The organism is Pseudomonas sp. SZ40, assembly GCF_052958135.1.
Map to the genome: position 1 here is coordinate 42,696 of NZ_JBQWIF010000003.1, position 23,823 is coordinate 66,518.

General features: G+C 60.8%; 18 protein-coding genes and 3 tRNA genes. 14 read left to right on the plus strand and 7 right to left on the minus strand.

The window, feature by feature from the left end:
* Nucleotides 1-52: 52 nt before the first annotated feature.
* Nucleotides 53-724 carry a CopM family metallochaperone gene (gene copM, locus ACT9T4_RS04000; protein WP_042552567.1) on the plus strand — a complete coding sequence of 224 codons (672 nt, stop codon included), beginning with the start codon at nucleotides 53-55 and terminating at the stop codon, nucleotides 722-724.
* Nucleotides 725-886: 162 nt separating this feature from the next.
* Nucleotides 887-1,495: a MiaE family protein gene (locus ACT9T4_RS04005; protein WP_042552674.1), complete on the plus strand. Its 609-nt coding sequence runs from the start codon at nucleotides 887-889 to the stop codon at nucleotides 1,493-1,495.
* Nucleotides 1,496-1,572: 77 nt separating this feature from the next.
* Here ACT9T4_RS04005 and lpxH read toward each other — a convergent pair whose 3' ends face one another.
* Together lpxH and ACT9T4_RS04015 are read right to left on the minus strand one after the other, a co-directional pair.
* On the minus strand, nucleotides 1,573-2,295 hold the full coding sequence (gene lpxH, locus ACT9T4_RS04010; RefSeq protein WP_499115609.1) for a UDP-2,3-diacylglucosamine diphosphatase: 723 nt from the start codon (nucleotides 2,293-2,295) through the stop codon (nucleotides 1,573-1,575).
* Nucleotides 2,292-2,786 carry a peptidylprolyl isomerase gene (locus ACT9T4_RS04015; RefSeq protein WP_499115611.1) on the minus strand — a complete coding sequence of 165 codons (495 nt, stop codon included), beginning with the start codon at nucleotides 2,784-2,786 and terminating at the stop codon, nucleotides 2,292-2,294. Before ACT9T4_RS04015 ends, lpxH begins: the two co-directional genes overlap by 4 nt.
* 180 nt (nucleotides 2,787-2,966) lie before the next feature.
* Here ACT9T4_RS04015 and ACT9T4_RS04020 point away from each other — a divergent pair, with 180 nt between their 5' ends.
* The 3 genes from ACT9T4_RS04020 (at nucleotide 2,967) to ACT9T4_RS04030 (ending at nucleotide 8,034) form a co-directional block, all read left to right on the plus strand.
* The gene (locus ACT9T4_RS04020; protein ID WP_179538201.1) at nucleotides 2,967-4,646 is read left to right on the plus strand and encodes a glutamine--tRNA ligase/YqeY domain fusion protein; all 1,680 of its coding nucleotides are present in this window, start codon (nucleotides 2,967-2,969) and stop codon (nucleotides 4,644-4,646) included.
* The gene (gene cysS, locus ACT9T4_RS04025; protein WP_499115613.1) at nucleotides 4,647-6,032 is read left to right on the plus strand and encodes a cysteine--tRNA ligase; all 1,386 of its coding nucleotides are present in this window, start codon (nucleotides 4,647-4,649) and stop codon (nucleotides 6,030-6,032) included.
* A gap of 79 nt (nucleotides 6,033-6,111) precedes the next feature.
* Nucleotides 6,112-8,034 carry a UvrD-helicase domain-containing protein gene (locus tag ACT9T4_RS04030; protein ID WP_499115615.1) on the plus strand — a complete coding sequence of 641 codons (1,923 nt, stop codon included), beginning with the start codon at nucleotides 6,112-6,114 and terminating at the stop codon, nucleotides 8,032-8,034.
* Between the two features lie 44 nt (nucleotides 8,035-8,078).
* Here the strand turns inward: ACT9T4_RS04030 and folD are convergent, their stop codons facing one another.
* On the minus strand, nucleotides 8,079-8,933 hold the full coding sequence (gene folD, locus ACT9T4_RS04035; RefSeq protein WP_042552573.1) for a bifunctional methylenetetrahydrofolate dehydrogenase/methenyltetrahydrofolate cyclohydrolase FolD: 855 nt from the start codon (nucleotides 8,931-8,933) through the stop codon (nucleotides 8,079-8,081).
* A gap of 268 nt (nucleotides 8,934-9,201) precedes the next feature.
* Between folD and ACT9T4_RS04040 the strand changes: the two genes are divergently transcribed.
* From ACT9T4_RS04040 to ACT9T4_RS04080, 9 genes are all read left to right on the plus strand, one after another.
* Nucleotides 9,202-9,278 (plus strand) — tRNA-Arg (locus ACT9T4_RS04040).
* A gap of 39 nt (nucleotides 9,279-9,317) precedes the next feature.
* Nucleotides 9,318-9,393, plus strand: a tRNA-His gene (locus ACT9T4_RS04045).
* Nucleotides 9,394-9,456: 63 nt separating this feature from the next.
* Nucleotides 9,457-9,541, plus strand: a tRNA-Leu gene (locus ACT9T4_RS04050).
* Between the two features lie 126 nt (nucleotides 9,542-9,667).
* The gene (gene tig, locus ACT9T4_RS04055; protein ID WP_179538199.1) at nucleotides 9,668-10,978 is read left to right on the plus strand and encodes a trigger factor; all 1,311 of its coding nucleotides are present in this window, start codon (nucleotides 9,668-9,670) and stop codon (nucleotides 10,976-10,978) included.
* 94 nt (nucleotides 10,979-11,072) lie between these two features.
* Nucleotides 11,073-11,708, plus strand: a complete 636-nt coding sequence (clpP, locus tag ACT9T4_RS04060; RefSeq protein WP_042552575.1) for an ATP-dependent Clp endopeptidase proteolytic subunit ClpP — start codon at nucleotides 11,073-11,075, stop codon at nucleotides 11,706-11,708.
* A 111-nt stretch (nucleotides 11,709-11,819) separates the two neighbouring features.
* Nucleotides 11,820-13,100, plus strand: a complete 1,281-nt coding sequence (clpX, locus tag ACT9T4_RS04065; protein ID WP_042552576.1) for an ATP-dependent Clp protease ATP-binding subunit ClpX — start codon at nucleotides 11,820-11,822, stop codon at nucleotides 13,098-13,100.
* Nucleotides 13,101-13,249: 149 nt separating this feature from the next.
* Entirely contained in the window at nucleotides 13,250-15,646 is a 2,397-nt protein-coding gene (gene lon, locus ACT9T4_RS04070) for an endopeptidase La (RefSeq protein WP_042552577.1), read from the plus strand.
* Between the two features lie 136 nt (nucleotides 15,647-15,782).
* Nucleotides 15,783-16,055, plus strand: a complete 273-nt coding sequence (gene hupB, locus ACT9T4_RS04075) for a nucleoid-associated protein HU-beta (RefSeq protein ID WP_003239952.1) — start codon at nucleotides 15,783-15,785, stop codon at nucleotides 16,053-16,055.
* A 217-nt stretch (nucleotides 16,056-16,272) separates the two neighbouring features.
* The gene (locus tag ACT9T4_RS04080; RefSeq protein ID WP_499115619.1) at nucleotides 16,273-18,132 is read left to right on the plus strand and encodes a SurA N-terminal domain-containing protein; all 1,860 of its coding nucleotides are present in this window, start codon (nucleotides 16,273-16,275) and stop codon (nucleotides 18,130-18,132) included.
* Nucleotides 18,133-18,251: 119 nt separating this feature from the next.
* Here the strand turns inward: ACT9T4_RS04080 and ACT9T4_RS04085 are convergent, their stop codons facing one another.
* From ACT9T4_RS04085 to ACT9T4_RS04100, 4 genes are read right to left on the minus strand one after another with little or no spacing between them, the layout of a single operon-like run.
* A complete protein-coding gene (locus ACT9T4_RS04085; RefSeq protein ID WP_179538197.1) occupies nucleotides 18,252-19,865 on the minus strand; it encodes an ABC transporter ATP-binding protein in 1,614 nt (537 codons plus the stop codon).
* Nucleotide 19,866: 1 nt separating this feature from the next.
* Nucleotides 19,867-20,886, minus strand: coding sequence for an ABC transporter permease (locus ACT9T4_RS04090; RefSeq protein ID WP_042552580.1), 1,020 nt, complete (start codon nucleotides 20,884-20,886; stop codon nucleotides 19,867-19,869).
* A gap of 3 nt (nucleotides 20,887-20,889) precedes the next feature.
* On the minus strand, nucleotides 20,890-21,978 hold the full coding sequence (locus ACT9T4_RS04095) for a microcin C ABC transporter permease YejB (RefSeq protein WP_042552581.1): 1,089 nt from the start codon (nucleotides 21,976-21,978) through the stop codon (nucleotides 20,890-20,892).
* Nucleotides 21,979-23,802, minus strand: coding sequence for an extracellular solute-binding protein (locus ACT9T4_RS04100; RefSeq protein WP_231570113.1), 1,824 nt, complete (start codon nucleotides 23,800-23,802; stop codon nucleotides 21,979-21,981).
* Nucleotides 23,803-23,823: the final 21 nt, after the last annotated feature.

The window sequence follows — 23,823 nt, forward strand, 5'->3', positions numbered from 1 at the left end:
CGTCGTGGCAAGGTGTAGGTTCTGAGCTCCTATCAATGGTCGAGGACCGTCAATGAAAGCCAAAGCGCTGGGTTTACTTCTGTTTGCCGGGGCGTCCGCACTGACCGCCGGCCTGGCGGCCGCTCAAGATGCCGCCAATGGTCATGCGGGCGGGCATGCCGCACACTCGGCCGAGGTCGCGTCGGCGAAGGCCGGTGCCTCGACGGCCGCCTACCGGGCGATCAACGACAGGATGCACAAGGCGATGGCCGTCACCCTGACGGGCAGTGCCGACGTGGATTTCATGCGCGGCATGATTCCCCATCATCAGGGCGCCATCGAGATGGCCAAGGTCGCGCTGCAGTACGGCAGCGATGCAAGGGTGCGTGCCTTGGCCAGCGAGGTCATTGCCGCGCAGGATCAGGAGATCGGCCTGATGAACGAGTGGCTGGCCGCTAACGCGGCGCGATACGAGGCTACCGTCGACGCCGGCAGGAGCGCTGAAGTCAAGGCCGCGTTCGAGGCCGTCAACCATCGTATGCACGGTGCCATGGCCGTTGATTTGAGCGGTGACGCCGATCAGGACTTCATGCGCGGGATGATTCCGCACCATCAGGGCGCCATCGACATGGCCAAGGTCGCACTGGCTTACGGTTCCGACCCGGCAGTGCTGAAGCTTGCCAAACAGGTCATCGCCGCGCAGGAGCAGGAAATCACCCAGATGAAGGCTTGGCTGGAAAACTGAGCCGTTCGACCAATCCACGCTCTGCGCGGGTCGATAGGCAGGACGCGCCGCTCTGGCGGCCTTATAATGGCCGGCTTATCGACTAACCAGCCGCCAGAGCCCAGACCCGTGTTGTTTCCAGCCACTGCTCCCGATCAGCCATCGCCCAGCCGCCGCAGCGCCATGCCGAACCTGCCGGAAATCCATGAATTTCTCGGTTGCCGCACGCCTCGGGCCTGGGTCGATGCTGCCCTGGCCAACCAGGAAATCATGCTGATCGACCACAAGAACTGCGAGTTCAAGGCCGCCAGCACGGCGCTCAGCCTGATCGCCAAGTACAGTTGCCACGCGGATTTGATCACCATGATGTCGCGCCTGGCCCGTGAGGAGTTGGTGCACCACGAGCAGGTGCTGCGCATCATGAAACGCCGCAGGATCGGCCTGCGTCCGGTTTCCGCCGCGCGCTACGCTTCGGGCCTGCGCAAGGTGACGCGCAATCACGAGCCGTACAAGCTGGTCGACACCCTGGTGGTCGGTGCCTTTATCGAGGCGCGCAGTTGCGAACGTTTCGAAGCGATCGTGCCGCATCTGGACGAAGAGCTCGGCAAATTCTACTTCGGCCTGTTGAAAAGCGAGGCGCGGCACTTTCAGGGTTACCTGAAGCTCGCCTATCAATATGGCGATGCGGCGGATGTCGATCAGGCCATCGAGCGGGTGAGGGCGGTCGAGCAGGAGCTCATCGAATCACCCGATACGGAGTTTCGCTTCCACAGTGGCGTCCCGCAGGCGTAGATCAGTCTTGCGCATCATCCGGGGATGAGAGGTCATTCCCGGGTATCGCTTCGCTCTACGCCGGGCTACCTGTCGTTTCAATCCAGGGCGAAGGCGCTCTGGTTGAAGCCGTTTTCATCGACCTGCAGCGCCCAGCCCTGTTTATCCCAGTCGCCCAGGACGATTCGCCGTGCCGGTTGGCCATCGATCAGCACGTCGTGGGTGGCAGGGCGGTGGGTGTGGCCGTGGATCAGTGTCCGTACGCCATGGGCCGCCATCACCCGCTGCACTTCATCCGGCGTGACGTCGACGATGTCGCTGGCCTTCATGCGGGTCTGCGAGCGACTTTCCGAGCGTAGCTTGCGCGCCAGCTTGTGGCGGGTGCTCAACGGCAGGTTGCGCAGGATGAACAGGCTGATGGGGTTGCGCAGCAGACGGCGCATCTTCATGTAGCCGACATCCAGGGTACACAGGCTGTCACCGTGCATGAGCAGCACCTTCTCGCCAGCGAAGCGCACTTCGTGAGGATCGCCGAGCAGCGTGCAGCCGGCCTCGCGACAGAAAGCCTTGCCAAGCAGGAAGTCACGGTTGCCGTGCATCAGGTAGACCCGCGTGCCGCTGTCGCTCAAGCGACGCAGCGCCTGGGCGATGCCGCGCTGAAAGGGGGTCATGGCGTCGTCGCCAATCCAGACTTCGAAAAAATCGCCAAGGATGTACAGCGCCTCGGCCTGGGGCGCCCGGTGGGCGAGGAAATGCAAGAACGCCCGGCTGATATCCGGGCGCTCCTCTTCAAGATGCAGGTCGGAGATCAGCAGGATCACTCGACGATCTCGGCCTTCTCGATGATCACGTCTTCAGCCGGAACATCCTGATGGCCGGATTTCATGGTAGTGGCGACGCCCTTGATGGCTTCGACCACGTCCAGGCCTTCGACCACTTCACCGAACACGGCATAACCCCAGCCCTGTACGGTCTGTGCGCTGTGGTCGAGGAACGTGTTGTCGGCGACGTTGATGAAGAACTGCGCGGACGCCGAATGCGGTTCCATGGTGCGAGCCATGGCCACGGTACCGGTTTTGTTGCTCAGGCCATTGTTGGCTTCGTTCTTGATCGGCGCCTTGGTCGGCTTCTGCTTCATGCCCGGTTCGAAACCGCCACCCTGGATCATGAAGTTGCCGATCACGCGGTGGAACACAGTGCCGTCGTAATGGCCGCTCTTCACGTATTCCTTGAAGTTGGCGACGGTTTCCGGCGCCTTGTCTTCGAACAGGTTGAGGGTGATGACGCCGTGGTTGGTGTGCAGCTTGATCATGTGGTTATCGCTCTGTCGAGAAAATCGCGGGCTGCTCCCGGTTCGGTACGGACATTTATGTCGCCCGAAGGTCAGGAGCAGGCACCAAGGCCTGTCAGGGGGTTGACAGCTTGGGCTATGATAAGCGCTTTGTTTTAGTCGGCCTACCCTGTGCCGCAATCCGCACGCGCTAAGGACACCATGAGCAAGCCCACCGTCGAAAAAGCCGCCAACTTCCTGCGTCCCCTCGTTCAGGCTGATCTGGACGCTGGCAAGCACGCCAAGATCATCACCCGTTTCCCGCCGGAGCCCAACGGCTACCTGCATATCGGCCATGCCAAGTCGATCTGCCTGAATTTCGGCCTGGCCGAGGAGTTCGGTGGCGAGTGCAACCTGCGTTTCGACGACACCAACCCCGCCAAGGAAGATCAGGAATACATCGATGCCATCAAGGCAGATGTCGAGTGGTTGGGCTTCAAATGGGCCGGCGAGGAGCGTTATGCCTCCAATTACTTCGACCAGCTGCATGACTGGGCCGTCGAACTGATCAAGGCGGGCAAGGCCTATGTCGACGATCTGTCGCCGGACGAGGCCCGCGAATACCGCGGTACCCTGAATACGCCCGGCAAGGACAGCCCGTACCGCGAGCGCTCGGTCGCCGAGAACCTCGATCTGTTCGCACGCATGAAAGCCGGTGAATTCCCGGATGGTGCCCGCGCCCTGCGCGCCAAGATCGACATGGCGTCGCGCAACATGAACCTGCGCGACCCGATTCTCTATCGCATCCGCCACGCCCATCATCACCAGACCGGTGACAAGTGGTGCATCTACCCGAGCTACGACTTCACCCACGGTCAGTCGGATGCCATCGAAGGCGTGACCCACTCCATCTGCACCCTGGAGTTCGAAGACCATCGCCCGCTGTACGAATGGTTCCTGGCCAATCTGCCGGTGCCGGCGCAGCCGCGTCAGTACGAGTTCGCCCGGCTGAACCTGAACTACACCATCACCAGCAAGCGCAAGCTCAAGCAACTGGTCGACGAGAAGCACGTCAATGGCTGGGATGACCCGCGCATGTCGACGCTCTCGGGCTACCGTCGCCGTGGTTACACGCCGGCTTCGATCCGCACCTTCTGCGACATGATCGGCGTCAACCGCGCCGGCGGCCTGGTGGACATCGGCATGCTCGAGTTCGCCATCCGCGAAGACCTGGACGCCAACGCGTCGCGCGCCATGTGCGTGCTCAAGCCGCTCAAGGTGGTGATCACCAATTACCCGGAAGGCAAGGTCGAGAACCTGGAGCTGGCGCGCCATCCCAAGCAGGATATCGGCACCCGCGCGCTGCCGTTCTCCCGCGAGATCTACATCGACGCCGGCGACTTCGAAGAAACCCCGCCGGACGGCTTCAAGCGCCTGGTTCCTGGCGGCGAAGCGCGCCTGCGCGGTAGCTACGTGATTCGCGCCGACGAAGCGATCAAGGATGCCGCCGGCAATATCGTCGAGCTGCGCTGCTCCTACGACGAAAACACCCTGGGCAAGAACCCGGAAGGCCGCAAGGTCAAGGGCGTGATCCACTGGGTCCCGGCGGCCGAGAGCGTCGAGTGCGAGGTGCGCCTGTATGACCGCCTGTTCCGTTCGGCCAACCCGGAGAAGGCCGGTGAAGATGGCGAGCAGGGCGGCAGCTTCCTCGACAACATCAACCCCGACTCCCTGGTGGTGCTCAAGGGGTGCCGCGCCGAGCCGTCGCTGGCCCAGGCTGCTGTCGAAGATCGCTTCCAGTTCGAGCGCGAAGGCTATTTCTGCCTGGACGCCAAGGACTCCAAGCCGGAGGCTCTGGTCTTCAACCGCACCGTCACCCTGCGCGATTCCTGGGGGCAGTAAATGGCACTGAGCATTTACAACACCCTGAGCAAGGTCAAAGAGCCCTTCAAGCCGCTGGTCGGCAATCACGTGCGCATGTACGTGTGCGGCATGACGGTCTACGACTTCTGCCATATCGGCCATGCCAGGGTGATGGTCGCGTTCGACGTGGTCACCCGCTGGCTGCGTCATCGCGGCTATGACGTGACCTACGTGCGCAATATCACCGACATCGACGACAAGATCATCAAGCGTGCCAACGAGAACGGCGAGCCGTTCGAGGCGCTGGTCGAACGTATGATCGCGGCGATGCACGAAGACGAAGCGCGCCTGTCGGTCTTGCGCCCGGACCAGGAGCCACGTGCCACCGGGCATATTGCCGGCATGCACGAGATGATTCAGACCCTGATCGACAAGGGCTATGCCTATGCGCCGGGAAATGGTGACGTGTACTACCGCGTCGGCAAGTTCGTCGGCTACGGCAAGCTGTCGCGCAAGAAGATCGAAGACCTGAAAATCGGCGCGCGCATCGAGGTCGACGAGATCAAGCAGGACCCGCTGGACTTCGTCCTGTGGAAAGGCGTCAAGCCGGGCGAGCCGAGCTGGGCGTCGCCCTGGGGCGCCGGCCGGCCGGGCTGGCACATCGAGTGCTCGGTAATGTCCACCTGCTGCCTGGGCGAGACCTTCGACATCCACGGCGGCGGCCCGGACCTGGTCTTCCCGCACCACGAGAACGAGATCGCGCAGAGCGAAGCGGCGACCGGCAAGCAGTATGCCAATGCCTGGATGCACGCTGGCGCGGTGCGTGTGGATGGCGAGAAGATGTCCAAGAGCCTGGGCAACTTCTTCACCATCCGTGAGGTGCTGGAGAAGTACCACCCGGAGGTGGTTCGCTACCTGTTGGTGTCCAGCCATTACCGCAGCCCGATCAACTACTCGGAAGAAAGCCTCAAGGAAGCCAAGGGCGCCCTGGAACGCTTCTACAACGGTCTCAAAGGCTTGCCCGACGTCGCTCCGGCCGGTGGCGAGGCGTTCGTCGAGCGTTTCGGCGCGGCGATGGATGACGACTTCAACTCGCCGGAAGCCTGCGCGGTGCTGTTCGAGTTGATCCGCGAGATCAACCGCCTGCGCGAAAGCGACCGGCAGGCCGCTGCTGGTCTGGCCGCTCAGCTCAAACAGCTGGCTGGTCTGCTGGGGGTGCTGCAACTGGAGCCGGATGCGTTTCTCAAGGCCGGCGCCGAAGGCAAGGTCGATGCGGCCGAAGTGGAGGCATTGATCGCTGCGCGCCTGCAGGCTCGTGCCGAGAAGAACTGGGCCGAGTCCGACCGTATCCGTGATCAGATCACTGCGCTGGGCGTGGTGCTCGAGGATGGCAAAGGTGGCACCACCTGGCGACTCGCCGAGTAAGCGAGCGTCGCAACGAAAAGGCCGCTGATGCGGCCTTTTCGTTTCCAGAAGCCTGCATCCAATTCGCTATGGGAAAACCATGCTGACGCGTTACAAACTTCTGTTGTCCACCACGCTGGCCCGCTATTTTCCGCGTACCGCCGCTTATCTCGAGGCTGAGAAGCATGCGGCGGCCGAACGCCTGAAGGCTGCACCGAAAGCCAGAGGAAAAACCACCTCTGCCAAAAAAGCTGCAGCTCCAAAACGCGCAGGGAAGGGCGCAAGCTCCGCAACAAAAAAGCCCGTTAGGCGCACGAGCGCCGGTATCTACTCGGCTGCAGCGATGAAAATCAGCTCGGCTCAGGAGCAGGCCATGCGTGACACCGTCGCCCGAGCCGTAGCGGTCGGAGTGGTCGGTGCGCCCTCCGACGAGCAGTGGGCGATGATCCTGGGGCGCGCGCCATTGACGCGCATCTTTGCCGGTGCAGGATCGGGCAAGTCGACGACGCTGGTGCTGCGTGTGGTCTTCATGCTCTGTCACCTGAACATCGAGCCCGAGCGGTTGACGGTGATTTCCTTTACCAACGCATCCTGCGTCGAGCTGCGCGAGCGGCTGCTCAAGGTGCTGGGGTTCTGGTCGTCGCCGGTCGACGAGCGGGCTGTACAGCAGTGCGTGCGTACCTTTCACTCCGCCATGGGCGTGCTGGCCCGTCAGGTATTGGGCAATCCAGGCTGGTTCGAGCAGCTCGGTGATCGACAGGCCTCGCCCGGCGAGCCCGATAATCCGCTGGCCGGCGGGCGTCTGGGGGCTGCGCAGGGGCGGCTGCTCAAAGAGGTCTACCAGGCGTGCTACGCCGAGAGTCCGGCGTTTCGCTCGCAGGTTCACGCCTTGTTGGGTTCGCCAGCGCCGGATGAGCAGAAGCCTTTGCCCAAAGCGCCAATGCAACCATTCAGGCTGGCAGGCGAGCTGCATGCCGCACCACTGTTCGAGGTGTTCCACGGGCAGGCGGGCTTTATCGAGAGCATCGGCATTCGTATCGACCAGCTGGCGGTGGCCGCGGTGCCTTGTTCGGATCAGGAGCGCCTTTTTCTCCTCGCCTTGCAGGCTTTCTGGCAGGCACTGCGGCAGCGTCTTGGCGAGCAGGGCCTGATGACTTTCAACGGCGCCTTTCAACAACTGACGCAGATGCTCGAGGACGGCGACGAGCGGCTGCCCGCCGAGGCGCTGGCCAGCTTCACCCACCTGTTGATCGACGAATTCCAGGATGTCTCACCGCAGATCGTGCAATGGCTGCAGGCCGTGCATCGGCGCCTGGCCGGCGCTTCGGTGGCGGTGAGCCTGACGGCCATCGGTGACGATTGGCAGTCGATCTACGGTTGGCGCGGCAGTTCGCCGGAGTTGTTCATGGCCTTCGATCGGCACTTCCCGAGCAAAGGCAAGGGCAAGAGCGCGGTGCTGATGCTGCAGGCCAATTACCGCTCGATCCAGCCGGTGATCCGTGACGCCGAGTCGATACTGCGCGAAGTGGCCGTGAAGCAGGATAAGACCACCGAAGCGATCAGGGCCACGCCGCCCGGCGGGCATGGCGTGCAACTGGTGACGCCATTCGATCTGGCCCGGCAGATGCCCGATCTGCTGAAGGAAATCGCCGCCCAGTGTGCATACGCCAGCTCCATCGATTCCGGGGAGCGCACCGCGGTGCTGCTGCTGGGGCGGCGTAACGAGACCCTCAAGGAGGTGCAGGCCGGGCTCGATCGCAAGCTCCCGGTCAAGGCCTACACCATCCATCGCGCGAAGGGCCTGCAGGCCGAGGTGGCGATCATCATCGACGACTGCCTGCCGTCAACGCCTCATCCGTTGCGCAACGCGCTGTACGCCTATTGTGGCTTCTTCGCCAACAGCTACGATCAGGCCATGGCCGATGAAAGTCTGCGCCTGGGCTATGTGGCGGTGACCCGCGGCGTCAGCCGGGTACTGTGGTTCGTGCGCAAGCCGCAGGGAGCGACGGGTGCACTGAAATAGAAACGGCGCCTCGAAGGCGCCGTTTTCGTTGCTGCGAAACGCCATCAGGCGTGCAGGTGCTCCGCTGCATGCAGGGTGTTTTCCAGCAGGCAGGCGCGGGTCATCGGGCCTACGCCGCCTGGCACCGGGGTGATCCAGCCCGCACGGGGCAGGGCGGTTTCGTACACCACGTCGCCAATCAGTTTGCCGTCCGTCTGCCGGTTGATGCCCACGTCGATGACGATGGCGCCTTCCTTGATCCATTCACCCTTTACCAGTCCGGGTTTACCGGCCGCCACCACGACGATATCGGCCTGGGCCACGTGGCCGGCCAGATCCTTGGTGAAACGGTGCGTGACGGTCACGGTGCAGCCGCCCAGCAGCAGCTCCATGGCCATTGGCCGACCAACGATGTTCGAAGCGCCTACCACCACGGCGTGCAGGCCGTAGAGATCCTGGCCGGTGCTCGCCAGCAGGGTCATGATGCCCTTGGGGGTGCAGGGGCGCAGCAGCGGCATGCGCTGGGCCAGGCGGCCAATGTTATAGGGATGGAAGCCATCGACGTCCTTGTCCGGACGGATGCGCTCGAGCAGCAACGAGGAATCGAGGTGTGCCGGCAGCGGCAACTGAACCAGAATGCCGTCGATGCTGGCGTCGTCATTCAGCGAGTCGATCAGGGCCAGCAGTTCGTCCTGGCTGGTTTCGGCGCTCAGGTCATACGCGCGGGAAACGAAACCGACTTCCTCGCAGTCCTTGCGCTTGTGCGCGACATAAACCTGAGAGGCGGGGTCGCTGCCGACCAGGATCACTGCCAGGCCGGGCGCACGCAGTCCTTGCTGGCGCCGTTCGGCGACGCGCTGGGCGATCTGCTGGCGGATATTGGCGGCAATCGCTTTGCCATCTATCAGTTGTGCGGTCATTGCGCTCGATTAACCATTGAAGGGGAGTGAAAAAGGACGCGCATTCTCGCATGGCATTAAGGAAGGGCAAAGGCGCCAGACAGCAGATTTGGTGTAACTCCTTTATCTAAATGAATTTTTTTAGATTTGGGTGTTGACGGCTTTGGGGTGCCTCTATAAGATGCGCACCACTTGGCGAGCACAGCAAGTGACAGGGTAAAGCGGCAAAGGCAGCAACGAAAGTCGCCGCTCCAGTCGAAGCTTGAAGTCTGCTCTAGTGGATGGATAAGTGCCCGTAGCTCAGCTGGATAGAGCATCCGCCTTCTAAGCGGATGGTCGCAGGTTCGAGTCCTGCCGGGTGCGCCACTAGGTGAATCGGCACAAGTGAAGCGGTAAAGCAATATGGTGGGCGTAGCTCAGTTGGTAGAGCACAGGATTGTGGCTCCTGGTGTCGAGGGTTCGATCCCCTTCGTCCACCCCATATTCTGAAAGCGCCAGGCCCTAAAAAGCCTGGCGTTTTTGTTTGTAAAAAATGTATTACCACGCGGACGTGGTGGAATTGGTAGACACACTGGATTTAGGTTCCAGCGCCGCAAGGCGTGAGAGTTCGAGTCTCTCCGTCCGCACCATATTTAGCGCCCCTCCCGTTTGCCACCTGCATCTAGGGTGACTTCTGCAACACCTCCCTCTAGAATGCATGCCCTTGAATGGGGCCGGTAAACGGCCGGCATACGTCTGTGCAACGAGGAATATCCATGCAAGTTTCTGTTGAAAGCACTTCCGCTCTCGAGCGCCGCATGAGCATTACTGTGCCGGCCGAGCGTATCGAGACTCAGGTCAACAAGCGTCTGCAGCAGACTGCACAGAAGGCCAAGATCCCCGGTTTCCGTCCTGGCAAAGTGCCAATGAGCGTGATCCGTCAGCGTTTCGAAGCTGACGCGCGTCAGGAAGCGGTCGGTGACGTCATCCAGTCCTCCTTCTATGAAGCCATTGCCGAGCAGAAGCTCGCTCCAGCCGGCCAGCCTTCGGTCGAGCCTAAAGTGCTGGAGAAGGGCAAGGACCTGGAGTTCGTCGCCACGTTCGAAGTGTTCCCGGAAATCAAGGTCGGTGGCCTCGAGGGCATCGCCATCGAACGTCAGCAGGCTGACGTTGCCGATTCCGACGTAGACAACATGCTGGATATCCTGCGCAAGCAGAACACCCGTTTCGAAGCTGTCGAGCGTGCTGCCGAGAAAGATGACCAGCTGAACATCGACTTCGTCGGCAAGATCGACGGTGAAGCCTTCGCTGGCGGTTCCGCTACCGGCACTCAGCTGGTTCTGGGCTCCGGCCGCATGATTCCTGGCTTCGAAGACGCCCTGGTCGGCGCCAAAGCCGGTGAAGAGCGCGTGATCAACCCGACGTTCCCCGAGGACTACCAGAACCTCGATCTGGCCGGCAAGACCGCCGAATTCACCGTCAAGGTGAACAGCGTCTCCGCTCCGCAACTGCCAGAGCTGAACGATGAGTTCTTCACCCTGTTCGGTATCAAGGAAGGCGGCCTGGAAGGTTTCCGTACCGAGGTTCGCAAGAACATGGAGCGTGAGCTGCGTCAGGCCATCAAGTCCAAGATCAAGAACCAGGTAATGGAAGGCCTGCTGGCTGCCAACCCGGTCGACGTGCCGAAAGCGCTGATCGCCAACGAAGTGAACAACCTGCGTGTGCAGGCCGTTCAGCAGTTCGGCGGCAACATCAAGCCCGACCAACTGCCGGCTGAGCTGTTCGAAGAGCAGGCCAAGCGCCGCGTGTCCCTCGGCCTGATCGTCGCCGAAGTGGTCAAGCAGTTCGAACTGAAGCCGGATGACGCCCGCGTCCGTGAGCTGATCCAGGAAATGGCCTCGGCCTACCAGGAGCCAGAGCAGGTCGTGGCGTGGTACTACAAGAACGACCAGCAGCTGAACGAAGTGCGTTCGGTTGTACTGGAAGAGCAAGTTGTAGATACTGTTTTGCAGAAGGCCAATGTGACTGACAAATCGGTCTCTTACGAAGAAGCAGTCAAGCCGGCAGAAGCTCCACAAGCCGCCTGATTTCTTCACCTCGTTCGAGAAAACCATAAGCCAGCCTCAGTGCTGGCTTATGCGTATTCGAGACATGACTTTTATTAGGGAGCGAGTGCTGGAAATGTCGCACAATCCTTTCATGCAGCAAATGCCCAATATTCAGGCCGCTGGCGGTCTGATCCCTATGGTTGTCGAGCAGTCCGCCCGTGGTGAGCGCTCTTATGACATCTATTCGCGGTTGCTCAAAGAGCGCGTGATCTTTCTGGTTGGACCGGTAGAGGACTACATGGCCAACCTGATCTGTGCGCAACTGCTGTTTCTCGAGGCGGAAAATCCGGACAAGGACATCCACCTCTACATCAACTCGCCAGGCGGTTCGGTGACAGCTGGTATGTCGATCTACGACACCATGCAATTCATCAAGCCGAATGTCTCGACCACCTGTATCGGTCAGGCATGCAGCATGGGTGCATTCCTGTTGACCGCTGGGGCAGCCGGCAAGCGTTACTGCCTGCCGAACTCGCGCGTGATGATTCACCAGCCGCTGGGCGGTTTCCAGGGGCAGGCGTCGGATATCGAAATCCACGCCAAGGAAATCCTGTTCATCCGTGAGCGCCTCAACACGCTGATGGCCAAGCACAGTGGGCGTACGCTTGAAGAAATCGAGCGCGACACCAACCGTGACTACTTCCTGAGTGCGGATGCCGCTCTTGAGTATGGGCTGATCGACGAAGTCATCGCTCAGCGGCCAGCCTGACTCAATCCGTTCAGAATGGATTTGATCGGCTAGTCTGATCATTTGCGGGCTTGAAAAAGCCCGCAAGAGCCTTCATCTTCTGTGTAAGCCTATCGGATTTGGATCGAACGAATGACTGACACCCGCAATGGCGAAGACAACGGCAAGCTGCTTTATTGCTCCTTCTGCGGCAAAAGCCAGCATGAAGTGCGCAAGTTGATTGCCGGACCCTCCGTCTTTATCTGCGACGAGTGCGTTGACCTGTGCAATGACATCATCCGCGAGGAGGTGCAGGAAGCACAGGCCGAGAATAACGCGCACAAATTGCCGGCTCCCAAGGAAATCAGCTCGATCCTCGATCAGTACGTGATCGGTCAGGAGCGCGCGAAAAAAATCCTGGCAGTCGCAGTGTACAACCACTACAAACGCCTCAATCAGCGCGAGAAGAAGGATGATGTCGAGCTCGGCAAGAGTAATATCCTGCTGCTCGGCCCGACCGGTTCGGGCAAGACTCTGCTAGCCGAAACGCTTGCGCGTCTGCTCAACGTACCGTTCACCATCGCTGACGCTACCACGCTGACCGAAGCCGGCTATGTGGGTGAGGATGTCGAGAACATCATCCAGAAGCTGCTGCAGAAGTGCGACTACGATGTCGAGAAGGCCCAGATGGGCATCGTCTACATCGACGAAATCGACAAGATTTCCCGCAAGTCTGACAACCCGTCGATTACCCGCGACGTGTCGGGGGAGGGTGTTCAGCAGGCGCTGCTCAAGCTGATCGAGGGCACCGTTGCCTCGGTTCCGCCGCAGGGCGGTCGCAAGCATCCGCAGCAGGAGTTCCTGCAGGTCGACACGCGCAATATCCTGTTCATCTGCGGTGGTGCTTTCGCCGGCATCGAGAAGGTCATTCAGAACCGTTCCACCAAAGGTGGCATCGGTTTCGGGGCTGAAGTGCGCAGCAAGGAAGCCGATAAGAAAATCGGTGAATCGCTGCGTGAAATCGAGCCGGATGATCTGGTCAAGTTCGGTCTGATCCCCGAGTTCGTAGGTCGCTTGCCGGTTATCGCGACCCTCGAAGAGCTCGATGAGGCTGCTTTGGTGCAGATCCTTACCGAACCGAAGAACGCACTGACCAAGCAGTACGGCAAGCTGTTCGAGATGGAGGGGGTGGATCTCGAGTTCCGTCCCGACGCGCTCAAGGCCGTCGCTGTCAAGGCGCTGGAACGCAAGACCGGTGCCCGTGGCCTGCGCTCGATTCTCGAAGGCGTATTGCTCGACACCATGTATGAGATTCCGTCGCAATCGGACGTCAGCAAGGTGGTCATCGATGAGAGTGTCATCGACGGCAGTTCCAAGCCGCTGTTGATCTACGAAAACAGCGAGCCGCCTGCCAAGGCAGCACCAGACGCATAACGCGTTTGTCATATGTTGAAAGCAAGGGGCCTGCGGGCCCCTTTGTTTTTGCCGACAGCAGTGCTTGTTTTTTCCTGGGGCTACCCCCATCTTAGGGCCAAGGGTAATCCCACCGTTTACGGCCGCAAGGCCGCTGTAGAGCCAAAATCATGAAGACAACCATCGAATTGCCTCTCCTGCCTTTGCGCGATGTCGTGGTCTATCCGCACATGGTCATCCCGCTTTTCGTGGGGCGCGAGAAATCCATCGAAGCACTCGAAGCGGCGATGAACGGGGAAAAGCAGATCCTGCTGCTGGCCCAGAAGAATCCCGCTGACGATGAACCGAGTGAAGAAGGGCTCTACCGAGTCGGCACCGTTGCGACCGTGCTGCAATTGCTCAAGCTGCCCGATGGCACCGTCAAGGTGCTGGTCGAGGGCGAGCAGCGCGGCGAGATCGAGCAGTTCTTCGAGGCCGACGGCTACAGCCGTGCCGAGGTCCAGCTACTCGACGAGATCGACGCGCCGGAGCGTGAGGCCGAGGTGTTCACCCGCAGCCTGCTCAGCCAGTTCGAACAATACGTACAGCTAGGCAAGAAAGTGCCTGCCGAAGTGCTGTCGTCACTCAACAGCATCGATGAGCCCAGCCGTCTGGTCGATACCATGGCTGCCCACATGGTGCTGAAGATCGAGCAGAAGCAGGAAATCCTCGAGATCGTCGATCTGCCGACCCGTGTCGAGCACGTACTGGCCCTGCTGGATGCCGAAATCGACCTGCTGCAGGTCGAGAAACGCATCCGTGGCCGCGTCAAGAAGCAGATGGAGCGCAGCCAGCGCGAGTACTACCTGAATGAGCAGATGAAGGCCATTCAGAAGGAGCTGGGTGACAACGAAGAGGGGCACAACGAGCTCGATGAGCTCAAGCGCCGCATCGAGAACGCCGGGCTGACCAAGGAAGCCTACGGCAAGGCCCAGGCCGAACTGAACAAGCTCAAGCAGATGTCGCCGATGTCCGCCGAGGCCACGGTTGTCCGTTCGTACATCGACTGGCTGGTCAACGTGCCCTGGAAGGCCCAGAGCAAGGTGCGCCTGGACCTGACCCGTGCCGAAAACATTCTCGATGCTGACCATTACGGCCTCGAGGAGGTGAAGGAGCGTATCCTCGAGTATCTTGCCGTGCAGAAGCGCGTGAAGAAGCTCAAGGGCCCCGTCCTGTGCCTCGTAGGCCCGCCTGGCGTGGGCAAGACGTCGCTGGCCGAGTCCATCGCCAGCGCCACCAACCGCAAGTTCGTGCGCATGGCCCTGGGTGGTGTACGGGACGAGGCGGAAATTCGTGGCCATCGGCGTACCTACATCGGTTCGATGCCTGGTCGTCTGATTCAGAAAATGACCAAGGTCGGCGTGCGCAACCCGCTGTTCCTGCTCGATGAAATCGACAAGATGGGCCAGGACATGCGCGGCGATCCTGCCTCTGCGCTGCTCGAAGTGCTCGATCCCGAGCAGAACCACAATTTCAACGACCATTATCTCGAGGTCGATTACGACCTGTCCGACGTGATGTTCCTGTGTACCGCCAACTCCATGAACATTCCGGCGGCACTGCTGGATCGTATGGAGGTGATTCGTCTGCCCGGTTACACCGAGGACGAAAAGGTCAATATCGCCGTCAAATACCTCGCGCCCAAGCAGATTCAGGCCAATGGCCTGAAAAAAACCGAGCTGGAATTCGAGGAAGCGGCGATCCGCGACATCATTCGTTACTACACGCGAGAAGCGGGTGTGCGTAGTCTCGAGCGGCAACTCGCCAAGGTCTGCCGGCGTGCGGTCAAGAAACACGCGAAGGAAAAACGCTTCCATGTGCTGGTCACGGCCGATTCGCTCGAGGACTTCCTGGGCGTTCGCAAGCACCGCTATGGCCTTGCCGAACAGCAGGATCAGATCGGCCAGGTAACCGGTCTGGCATGGACTCAGGTGGGCGGCGAGCTGCTTACGATCGAGGCGGCAGTGGTGCCCGGCAAGGGCAATCTGATCAAGACCGGCTCGCTTGGCGATGTCATGGTCGAATCGATCACAGCCGCGCAAACAGTGGTCCGCAGCCGTGCCAAGAGCCTTGGAGTGGCCCCGGATTTCTATGAGAAACGCGATATTCATATCCACATGCCCGAGGGGGCTACGCCGAAGGATGGCCCCAGTGCGGGCGTCGGCATGTGCACCGCATTGGTGTCCGCTCTGACCCAGATTCCCGTCCGCGCCGATGTGGCGATGACCGGGGAAATCACCCTTCGCGGGCAGGTTCTGGCGATCGGTGGCCTCAAGGAAAAACTGCTCGCGGCGCACCGTGGTGGAATCAAAACCGTGATCATTCCCCAGGAGAATGTTCGCGATCTGAAGGAGATTCCGGAGAACATCAAGCAGGACCTGCAGATTAAACCGGTTAAATGGATTGACGAGGTCCTGCAAATTGCGCTGCAATACGCCCCGGAGCCCTTGCCAGACGCGGCTCCGGAGTTGGTTGCAAAGGATGAAAAACGCGAGTCTGATTCCAAGGAGCGAATCAGCACGCATTAGCCGGGCGGCTTCCTTGACACAATTTTAGAGCCCTTGCTATAAAGCGGCTCTTATCGTGTCGGCAGAGCCATCCAGCACCCGATTCGCTTCCATTAAAATCAAGAAACAAACTCAACCGAAATTAAGGGGACTTAGAGTGAACAAGTCGGAACTGATCGATGCCATCGCTGCATCTGCTGATATCCCGAAAGCTGTTGCTGGCCGTGCGCTGGACGCAGTGATTGAATCCGTTACTGGCGCTCTGAAAGCTGGTGACTCCGTGGTACTGGTAGGCTTCGGTACTTTCGCTGTCAAAGAGCGCGCTGCTCGTACTGGCCGTAACCCGCAGACTGGCAAGCCGATCAGCATCGCTGCTGCCAAGATCCCAGGTTTCAAAGCTGGTAAAGCACTGAAAGACGCCGTCAACTAAGCGTCTTCGGGCTTTTGCCCGCCGGGTCGGTTAACCCCGGCTCGGTTGCGGAGCGGCAATAGGACCTTCTGGTCCGTAACGCCGGGGATTGTAGATTGATGATCCCGATCCGCTTCGCACGTTACGAGAAGGCGCATCCCAGGATGCGCCTTTCTTCTATCCGGATTTTACCCACGCTGCGCGGCCATTCTTAGTACGTGGTCGTTCTGGGGGAAGCATGCTGCAAAATATCAGGGACAATTCACAGGGTTGGATTGCCAAAACCATCATCGGCCTGATCGTCGTCCTCATGGCGTTGACCGGCGTTGACGCCATCATCACGGGTGCCAGCAACAGCCAGAATGCTGCCGAAGTGAATGGCCAGGCGATCAGCCAGAACGAACTCAATCAAGCTGTGGAAATGCAGCGCCGTCAGCTGTTGCAGCAGCTCGGCCAGGAATTCGACCCATCTCTGCTGGACGAAAATCTGCTGCGTGAGGCTTCGCTGAAAGGCTTGATCGAGCGTTCTCTGCTGCTGCAGGGCGCTGCGGATGCCAAATTCGCCTTTTCTCAACCCGCTCTCGATCAGGTAATCGTGCAGACACCTGAATTTCAGGTGGATGGCCGCTTCAACGCCGAGCGTTTCGATCAGGTGATCCGCCAGCTTGGCTACACCCGTATGCAGTTCCGTCAGATGCTCGAGCAGGAAATGCTGATCGGCCAGCTGCGTGCAGGTCTGTCCGGTAGCGGTTTCGTCACCGATGAAGAAGTGACGGCATTCGCTCGCCTGGAAAAGCAGACCCGCGATTTCGCCACCCGCACCATCAAGGTGGATGCCGGCTCGGTGCTGGTCAGCGACGACGACGTCAAAGCTTACTACGACGCCCAGCAGTCTCAGTTCATGAGCCCGGAGCAGGTGGTACTCGAGTACGTCGAGCTGAAGAAGGATGCCTTCTTCTCGGAAATTTCCGTCAGCGACGAAGAGCTGAAGGCTGCCTACGAGTCGGAGATCGCCAACCTGGCAGAGCAGCGCCAGGCAGCCCATATCCTCATCGAGGTCGGCGGCGACGTCAGCGACGAGCAGGCCAAAGCCAAGATCGACGACGTGCAGAAGCGTCTGCAGCAAGGCGAAGACTTCGCTGCGCTGGCCAAGGAGTTCTCCCAGGACCCGGGTTCCGCCAACGAAGGTGGTGATCTCGGTTACGCAGGCAAGGGTGTCTACGACCCTGCCTTCGAGGATGCCCTGTACGCATTGAACAAGGACGAAGTATCGGCACCGGTACGCAGCGAATTCGGCTGGCACCTGATCAAGCTGCTGGGCGTACAGGCGCCTGAGGTCCCGACGCTCGCCAGCATGAAGGACAAGCTCGAGGCCGATCTCAAGGCGCAGCGTGTCGAGCAGCGTTTCGTCGAAGCTACCAAGCAGCTGGAAGACGCCGCATTCGAGTCCTCCGATCTGGTTCAGCCAGCTCAGGAACTCGGTCTGAAAGTGCAGACCAGCGAGCCGTTCGGTCGTCAGGGTGGCCAGGGCCTAGCCAGCAACCGTCAGGTGCTGCAGGCTGCATTCAGTCAGGAAGTCCTGGAAGATGGCAGCAACAGCGGTGCCATCGAGCTCGACCCGAGCACACTGGTGGTCGTTCGCGTCAAGGAGCACCGCAAGCCGCAACAGCTGACGCTGGAGCAGGTGAGCGACAGCATCCGTGGCCAACTGACCCAGACCCGTGCCAGCGAAGCGGCCAAGGCCGCTGGCGAGGCGCTGGTCGCCGAGCTGCGTGACGGCAAGGCGCAGGCAGAGGGCGGTGACTGGCAGGTGGTGGAAGCCGCTACCCGTAACCAGGAAGGTGTCGACCCGGCCGTGCTGCAGGCGCTGTTCCGCATGCCCAAGCCGACTGGTGACGCTTCCGAGTTCACTGGCGTTACGCTGGGCAACGGTGACTTCGTGGTGGTACGCCTGAAGGGTGTCAGCGAGCCTGAGCAGGCACTGAGTGATGAGGAGAAGGCGATGTACCGCCGTTTCCTCGCTTCGCGCAGTGGCCAGCAGGACTTTGCAGCCTTCCGCAAGCAGTTGGAGAGCAAGGCAGACATCGAGCGCTTCTAAGCGCCGCTGTCCGCCAGTGAGCAAAGGCCCCGGTTTCGGGGCCTTTGTGTTTCTGCCGACCAAAGAAAAGGCCCCGCGTCGCAGGACAGCGGGGCCTTTTGCGTTGCATTACCGCAGGTTTATGCGCTGCTGGCCGGCGACAGAAACGCCGCTTCCAGCAGTTGCTGGGTGTAGGCGTGCTGTGGTGCCCGGAAGATCGCCTCGGCGTCGCCTTGCTCGACCACCTGACCTTGCTTGACCACCATCAACTGATGGCTGAGCGCTCGTACCACTGCAAGGTCATGGCTGATGAACAGGTAGGTCAGGTTGTACTTGGTCTGCAGCGAACGCAGCAGCTCGACGACCTGACGTTGCACGGTACGATCCAGTGCCGACGTAGGTTCATCCAGCAGAATCAGCGCCGGTTTGAGCACCAGGGCGCGAGCGATGGCGATACGTTGCCGCTGTCCACCGGAGAACTCGTGGGGGTAGCGGTGGCGGCTTTCGGGATCCAGACCGACTTCCTGAAGCGCGTCGATGATCGCCTGCTCCTGTTCGCCAGCATTGCCGATGCCATGGATACGCAGGCCTTCGCCAACGATCATGGCCACCGTCATGCGCGGGCTGAGGCTGCCGAAGGGATCCTGGAACACCACCTGCATCTGTCGCCTGAATGGACGCACCTGCGTTTGCGACAAGCCATCGAGTGACTGTTTGTCGAAGCGTATGCCGCCCTGGCTGCCGATCAGGCGCAAAATGGCCAGCCCCAGCGTGGATTTTCCGGAGCCGCTTTCGCCGACGATACCCAGCGTCTGGCCGCGCTGCAGGCTGAAATTGATGCCATCCACCGCTTTTACATGATCGACGGTGCGGCGCAGCAGGCCTTTCTTGATCGGAAACCAGACGCGCAGGTCATCCACTTCGAGCATGGTTTCAGCGGCTTGCGTGGCCACCGGGTTGCCATCCGGTTCGGCGGCCAGCAGTTCGCGGGTGTAGGGGTGTTGCGGGCTGGTGAACAGCGCCTCGCATTGAGCCTGTTCGACCAGTTCGCCGTTCTGCATCACGCAGACGCGGTTAGCGATACGTCGCACCAGGTTGAGGTCGTGGCTGATGATCAGCATGGCCATGCCCAGACGCGCCTGCAGCTCCTTGAGCAATTCGAGAATCTTCAATTGCACGGTGACGTCGAGGGCGGTGGTCGGCTCGTCGGCGATCAGCAGTTCCGGCTCGTTGGCCAGGGCCATGGCGATCATCACCCGTTGCCGCTGCCCGCCAGAGAGCTCGTGGGGCAGGGCCTTGAGGCGCTTCTGCGGCTCCGGTATGCCGACCAGCTCGAGCAGCTCCAGAGTGCGCCGTGTGGCTGCCTTGCCACTCAGGCCCTTGTGCAGGGCAAGCACCTCGTTGATCTGCTTCTCGATGCTGTGCAGCGGGTTCAGCGAGGTCATCGGTTCCTGAAACACCATGGCGATACGGTTGCCACGAATGCCGCGCAGCTTTCTCTCGCTGATCTTGAGCAGATCCTCACCGGCGTAGTGAATGCTGCCACTGGGGTGCTGCGCCTGCGGGTAGGGCAGCAAACGCAGGATCGAATGGGCGGTAACCGATTTGCCAGAGCCGCTTTCACCGACCAGAGCCAGGGTTTCGCCCCGGCGAATGTCGAAGCTGATGGTGTTGACCACCTGCCGGTGGCTGTCGCCATTGACGAATGCAACGGACAGGTCACGGACTTCGACGAGGTTTTCGGGATAGGTCATCTTATTTCCTCGGGTCGAAGGCATCGCGAGCGGCCTCACCAATGAACACCAGCAGGCTGAGCATGATGGCCAGCACGGCGAAGGCGCTGATCCCCAACCATGGCGCCTGCAGGTTGGACTTGCCCTGGGCGACCAGCTCGCCAAGCGACGGGGCGCCGGCAGGCAGGCCGAAGCCGAGGAAGTCCAGCGCGGTGAGGGTGCCGATGGCGCCAGTGAGGATGAAGGGCAGGAAGGTCATGGTCGACACCATGGCGTTGGGCAGGATGTGTCGGAACATGATCGAGCCATTGCGCATGCCCAGCGCGCGGGCAGCGCGCACGTACTCCAGGTTGCGGCCACGGAGGAATTCAGCCCGTACCACATCCACCAGGCTCATCCACGAGAAGAGCAGCATCAGCCCCAGTAGCCACCAGAAGTTGGGCTGCACGAAGCTGGCGAGGATGATCAGCAGGTACAGCACCGGAAGGCCTGACCAGATTTCCAGAATGCGCTGCCCGGTCAAATCGACCCAGCCACCATAGAAGCCTTGCAAGGCGCCCGCGGCAACGCCGATCACCGAGCTCGCCAGCGTCAGGGTCAGGGCGAACAGCACGGACACCCGGAAGCCGTAGATCACCCGGGCGAGCACGTCACGCCCCTGGTCATCGGTGCCCAGCCAATTGTCCGCCGAGGGCGGTGCGGGGGCGGGTACCTTGAGGTCGTAATTGATGCTGGAGTAGCTGTAGGGAATCGGCGGCCAGACCATCCAGCCATCCTTCTGCTCGATCAGATCGCGGATATACGGGCTTTTGTAATTGGCCTGCAGCGGGAACTCGCCACCGAAGGTGGTTTCCGGGTAGCGCTTGAGCACGGGGTAATACAGCTCGCCGTCATAGCTGACCACCAGTGGTTTATCGTTGGCGATCAGCTCGGCGCCGAGGGTCACGAAGAACAGCGCAAGGAAGATCCATAGCGACCACCAGCCCCGTTTGTGGGCCTTGAAGCGTTCGAATCGGCGTTGGTTGAGCGGGGAAAGGGCCATGAGTCAGGCCTCCCTGCTTTCGAAGTCGATACGCGGATCGACCAGGGTGTAAGTGATGTCGCCGATCAGTTTCACGACCAGTCCCAGCAAGGTGAAGATGAACAGGGTGCCGAAGACCACCGGATAATCGCGGTTGATCGCCGCCTCGAAACTCAGCAGGCCGAGGCCGTCGAGAGAGAAGATCACCTCGATCAGCAAGGATCCGGTGAAGAAGATGCCGATGAAGGCGGCCGGAAAACCGGCGATGATCAGCAGCATGGCGTTGCGGAACACGTGGCCGTAGAGCACGCGGGTGTTGCTCAGGCCCTTGGCCCTGGCGGTGGTCACGTACTGCTTGTTGATCTCGTCGAGGAAGCTGTTCTTGGTCAGCAGGGTGAGGGTGGCGAAGTTGCCGATCACCAGCGCCGTGACCGGCAGTGCCAGGTGCCAGAAGTAGTCCAGCAGTTTGCCGCTGAAGCTCAGTTCATCGAAGTTGCTCGAGGTCAGTCCGCGCAGCGGGAACCAGTCGTAATAGCTACCACCAGCGAACAGCACGATCAGCAGGATGGCGAACAGGAATGCCGGAATCGCATAGCCGATGATGATCGCCGAGCTGGTCCAGACGTCGAAGGCGCTGCCGTGTCGGGTGGCCTTGGCAATGCCCAGCGGAATGGATACCAGGTACATGATCAGGGTGCTCCATAGCCCGAGGGATATGGATACGGGCATCTTCTCCATGATCAGGTCGATGACCTTGGCGTCACGGAAGAAACTCTCGCCGAAATCCAGTTGGGCGTAGTTCTTGAGCATGATCCAGAAACGCTCGGGCGCCGACTTGTCGAAGCCATACATCTTCTCGATCTCGGCGATCAGCTCGGGGTCGAGGCCCTGCGCGCCGCGGTAATTGGAACCGGCGGTGGACACCTCGCCACCGCCGCCTCCGGAGATTCTTCCGGTGGCCCCACCGGAGGCGGCATCGAAACCTTCGAGTTTGGCGATCATCTGCTCGACCGGGCCACCGGGGGCGGCCTGGATGATCACGAAGTTGATCACCAGAATGCCGAACAGGGTCGGAATGATCAGCAGCAGGCGCCGCAGGATATAGGACAGCATCTAGCGTTCTTCCTGCTCGGTGGTGGGCGCTTCTTCAGGGGTGACCACTTCGCCGACGGGTTTTTCCTGCCACCAGGTCATCAGGCCGTAATCGTACAGCGGCGATTTTTCCGGATGCCCGAAGCGCTTCCAGTAGGCCACGCGGTAGGCGTCGACGTAATAGTTGGGCACGACGTAGTTGCCCCATAGCAGAACGCGATCCAGCGCTCGGGTATGGGTGATCAGCGACGCCCGCGAGTCGGAGCGGATCAAGCCGTCTACCAGTTGATCGATTGCCGGATCGCGCAAGCCGATGACGTTGCGGCTGCCTGGGTTGTCGGCGCTGCTGGAGTGCCAGAATTCGCGCTGTTCGTTGCCTGGAGAGCTGGACTGCGGCCAGATCGTCGAGGTCATTTCGAAGTCCCGCGAGCGCAGGCGGTTGATGTACTGGGATACGTCGACGCGGCGGATCTGCAGGTCGATGCCCAGCTCCGCGAGATTACGCTTGAACGGCAGGATCACCCGCTCCAGGTTGGCCTGGTGATTGAGAAACTCGAAGGCCAGCTGGTTGCCGTTGGCGTCGACCATCTTGTCGTTCTCGATGCGATAGCCTGCCTCCGTGAGCAACTGATACGCGCGGCGCGCCTGGTCACGGATGATGCCGCTGCCATCGCTGACCGGTGATTTGAACGTCTCGGTGAACACCTTTTCCGGGATCTTCCCGCGCAGTGGCTCCAGCAGCTTCAGCTCAGCTTCGCTGGGCAGACCGGTGGCAGCCATTTCCGAGTTCTCGAAGTAGCTGTTGGTGCGCTTGTAGGCGCCGTAGAACAGCTGCTTGTTGGCCCACTCGAAATCGAACAGCAGCGCGATCGCCTCACGCACGCGTGGATCCTGGAACATCGGCTTACGGATGTTGAACACGAAACCCTGCATGCCTGCCGGATTGCGGTTGGGGAAAGCCTCCTGCACGAAGCGCCCGGCGCGCAGGGCCGGTGAGTTGTAGCCGGTGGCCCAATCCTTGGCCGAGTACTCGAGGTTGACGTCGAACTGGCCAGCCTTGAACGCCTCGAGGGCCACCGCCATGTCGCGGAAGTACTCGATGCGAATCTCGTCGAAGTTGTATTGGCCGCGGGCCACGGGCAGGTCCTTGGCCCACCAGTCCTTGACGCGCTCGAAGCGGATCGAACTGTTCGGCGAGAAACCCGCGATGCGGTACGGGCCGCTGCCCAGGGGAATTTCCAGGCTGCCTCGGGAGAAGTCACGCTCCGCCCACCAGTGCTTGGGCAGCACCGCCAACTGGCCGAGAATCAGCGGCAGCTCGCGGTTGCCGGCGTGTTTGAAGTCGAAGCGCACGGTGCGTTCGTTCTCGGCGACGACCTTGGCGACATCGGCGTAATAGTGCCGGTACATGGGGTCGCCATGTTCGAGAAGCGCGTTGAAGGTGAAGATCACGTCCTCGGCGGTCACTGGCTCTCCGTCGTGGAAGCGCGCCTTGGGGTTGAGGAAGAAGCGTACGTAGCTGTCGTCTGCGGCCTTTTCGACCTTTTCCGCCAGCAGCCCGTACTCGGTGAAAGGCTCGTCCGGCGAGTGGTAGGTGAGGGTGTCGTAGATCAGCCCTACACGGTCGGCCGCGTTACCTTTGGGGATGAACGGGTTGAAACTGTCGAAGCCATTGAGGCCTGGCAGACGCAGGATGCCACCCTTGGGCGCATCGGGATTGACGTAGTCGAAATGCTTGAAGTTGGCCGGGTACTTCGGCGGCTCGCCGTAAAGCGTCAGGGCATGCTGTGGGGCAGCCTGGGACAGGCTGGCAAGGCCAAGCAGCAGCAGGGCGCTGCCATGCATCAGAAATGAGCGCAGTGGATG

What these genes read in the sequence shown, in the direction of transcription:
- clpP (WP_042552575.1), top strand. Translation starts at nt 11,073, where the DNA reads ATGTCGCACAATCCTTTCATGCAGCAAATGCCCAATATTCAGGCCGCT.
- ACT9T4_RS04095 (WP_042552581.1), bottom strand. Translation starts at nt 21,978, where the DNA reads ATGCTGTCCTATATCCTGCGGCGCCTGCTGCTGATCATTCCGACCCTG.
- ACT9T4_RS04020 (WP_179538201.1), top strand. Translation starts at nt 2,967, where the DNA reads ATGAGCAAGCCCACCGTCGAAAAAGCCGCCAACTTCCTGCGTCCCCTC.
- ACT9T4_RS04090 (WP_042552580.1), bottom strand. Translation starts at nt 20,886, where the DNA reads ATGGCCCTTTCCCCGCTCAACCAACGCCGATTCGAACGCTTCAAGGCC.
- ACT9T4_RS04085 (WP_179538197.1), bottom strand. Translation starts at nt 19,865, where the DNA reads ATGACCTATCCCGAAAACCTCGTCGAAGTCCGTGACCTGTCCGTTGCA.
- folD (WP_042552573.1), bottom strand. Translation starts at nt 8,933, where the DNA reads ATGACCGCACAACTGATAGATGGCAAAGCGATTGCCGCCAATATCCGC.
- lon (WP_042552577.1), top strand. Translation starts at nt 13,250, where the DNA reads ATGAAGACAACCATCGAATTGCCTCTCCTGCCTTTGCGCGATGTCGTG.
- ACT9T4_RS04015 (WP_499115611.1), bottom strand. Translation starts at nt 2,786, where the DNA reads ATGATCAAGCTGCACACCAACCACGGCGTCATCACCCTCAACCTGTTC.
- ACT9T4_RS04080 (WP_499115619.1), top strand. Translation starts at nt 16,273, where the DNA reads ATGCTGCAAAATATCAGGGACAATTCACAGGGTTGGATTGCCAAAACC.
- clpX (WP_042552576.1), top strand. Translation starts at nt 11,820, where the DNA reads ATGACTGACACCCGCAATGGCGAAGACAACGGCAAGCTGCTTTATTGC.
- ACT9T4_RS04100 (WP_231570113.1), bottom strand. Translation starts at nt 23,802, where the DNA reads ATGCATGGCAGCGCCCTGCTGCTGCTTGGCCTTGCCAGCCTGTCCCAG.
- cysS (WP_499115613.1), top strand. Translation starts at nt 4,647, where the DNA reads ATGGCACTGAGCATTTACAACACCCTGAGCAAGGTCAAAGAGCCCTTC.
- copM (WP_042552567.1), top strand. Translation starts at nt 53, where the DNA reads ATGAAAGCCAAAGCGCTGGGTTTACTTCTGTTTGCCGGGGCGTCCGCA.
- tig (WP_179538199.1), top strand. Translation starts at nt 9,668, where the DNA reads ATGCAAGTTTCTGTTGAAAGCACTTCCGCTCTCGAGCGCCGCATGAGC.
- ACT9T4_RS04030 (WP_499115615.1), top strand. Translation starts at nt 6,112, where the DNA reads ATGCTGACGCGTTACAAACTTCTGTTGTCCACCACGCTGGCCCGCTAT.
- ACT9T4_RS04005 (WP_042552674.1), top strand. Translation starts at nt 887, where the DNA reads ATGCCGAACCTGCCGGAAATCCATGAATTTCTCGGTTGCCGCACGCCT.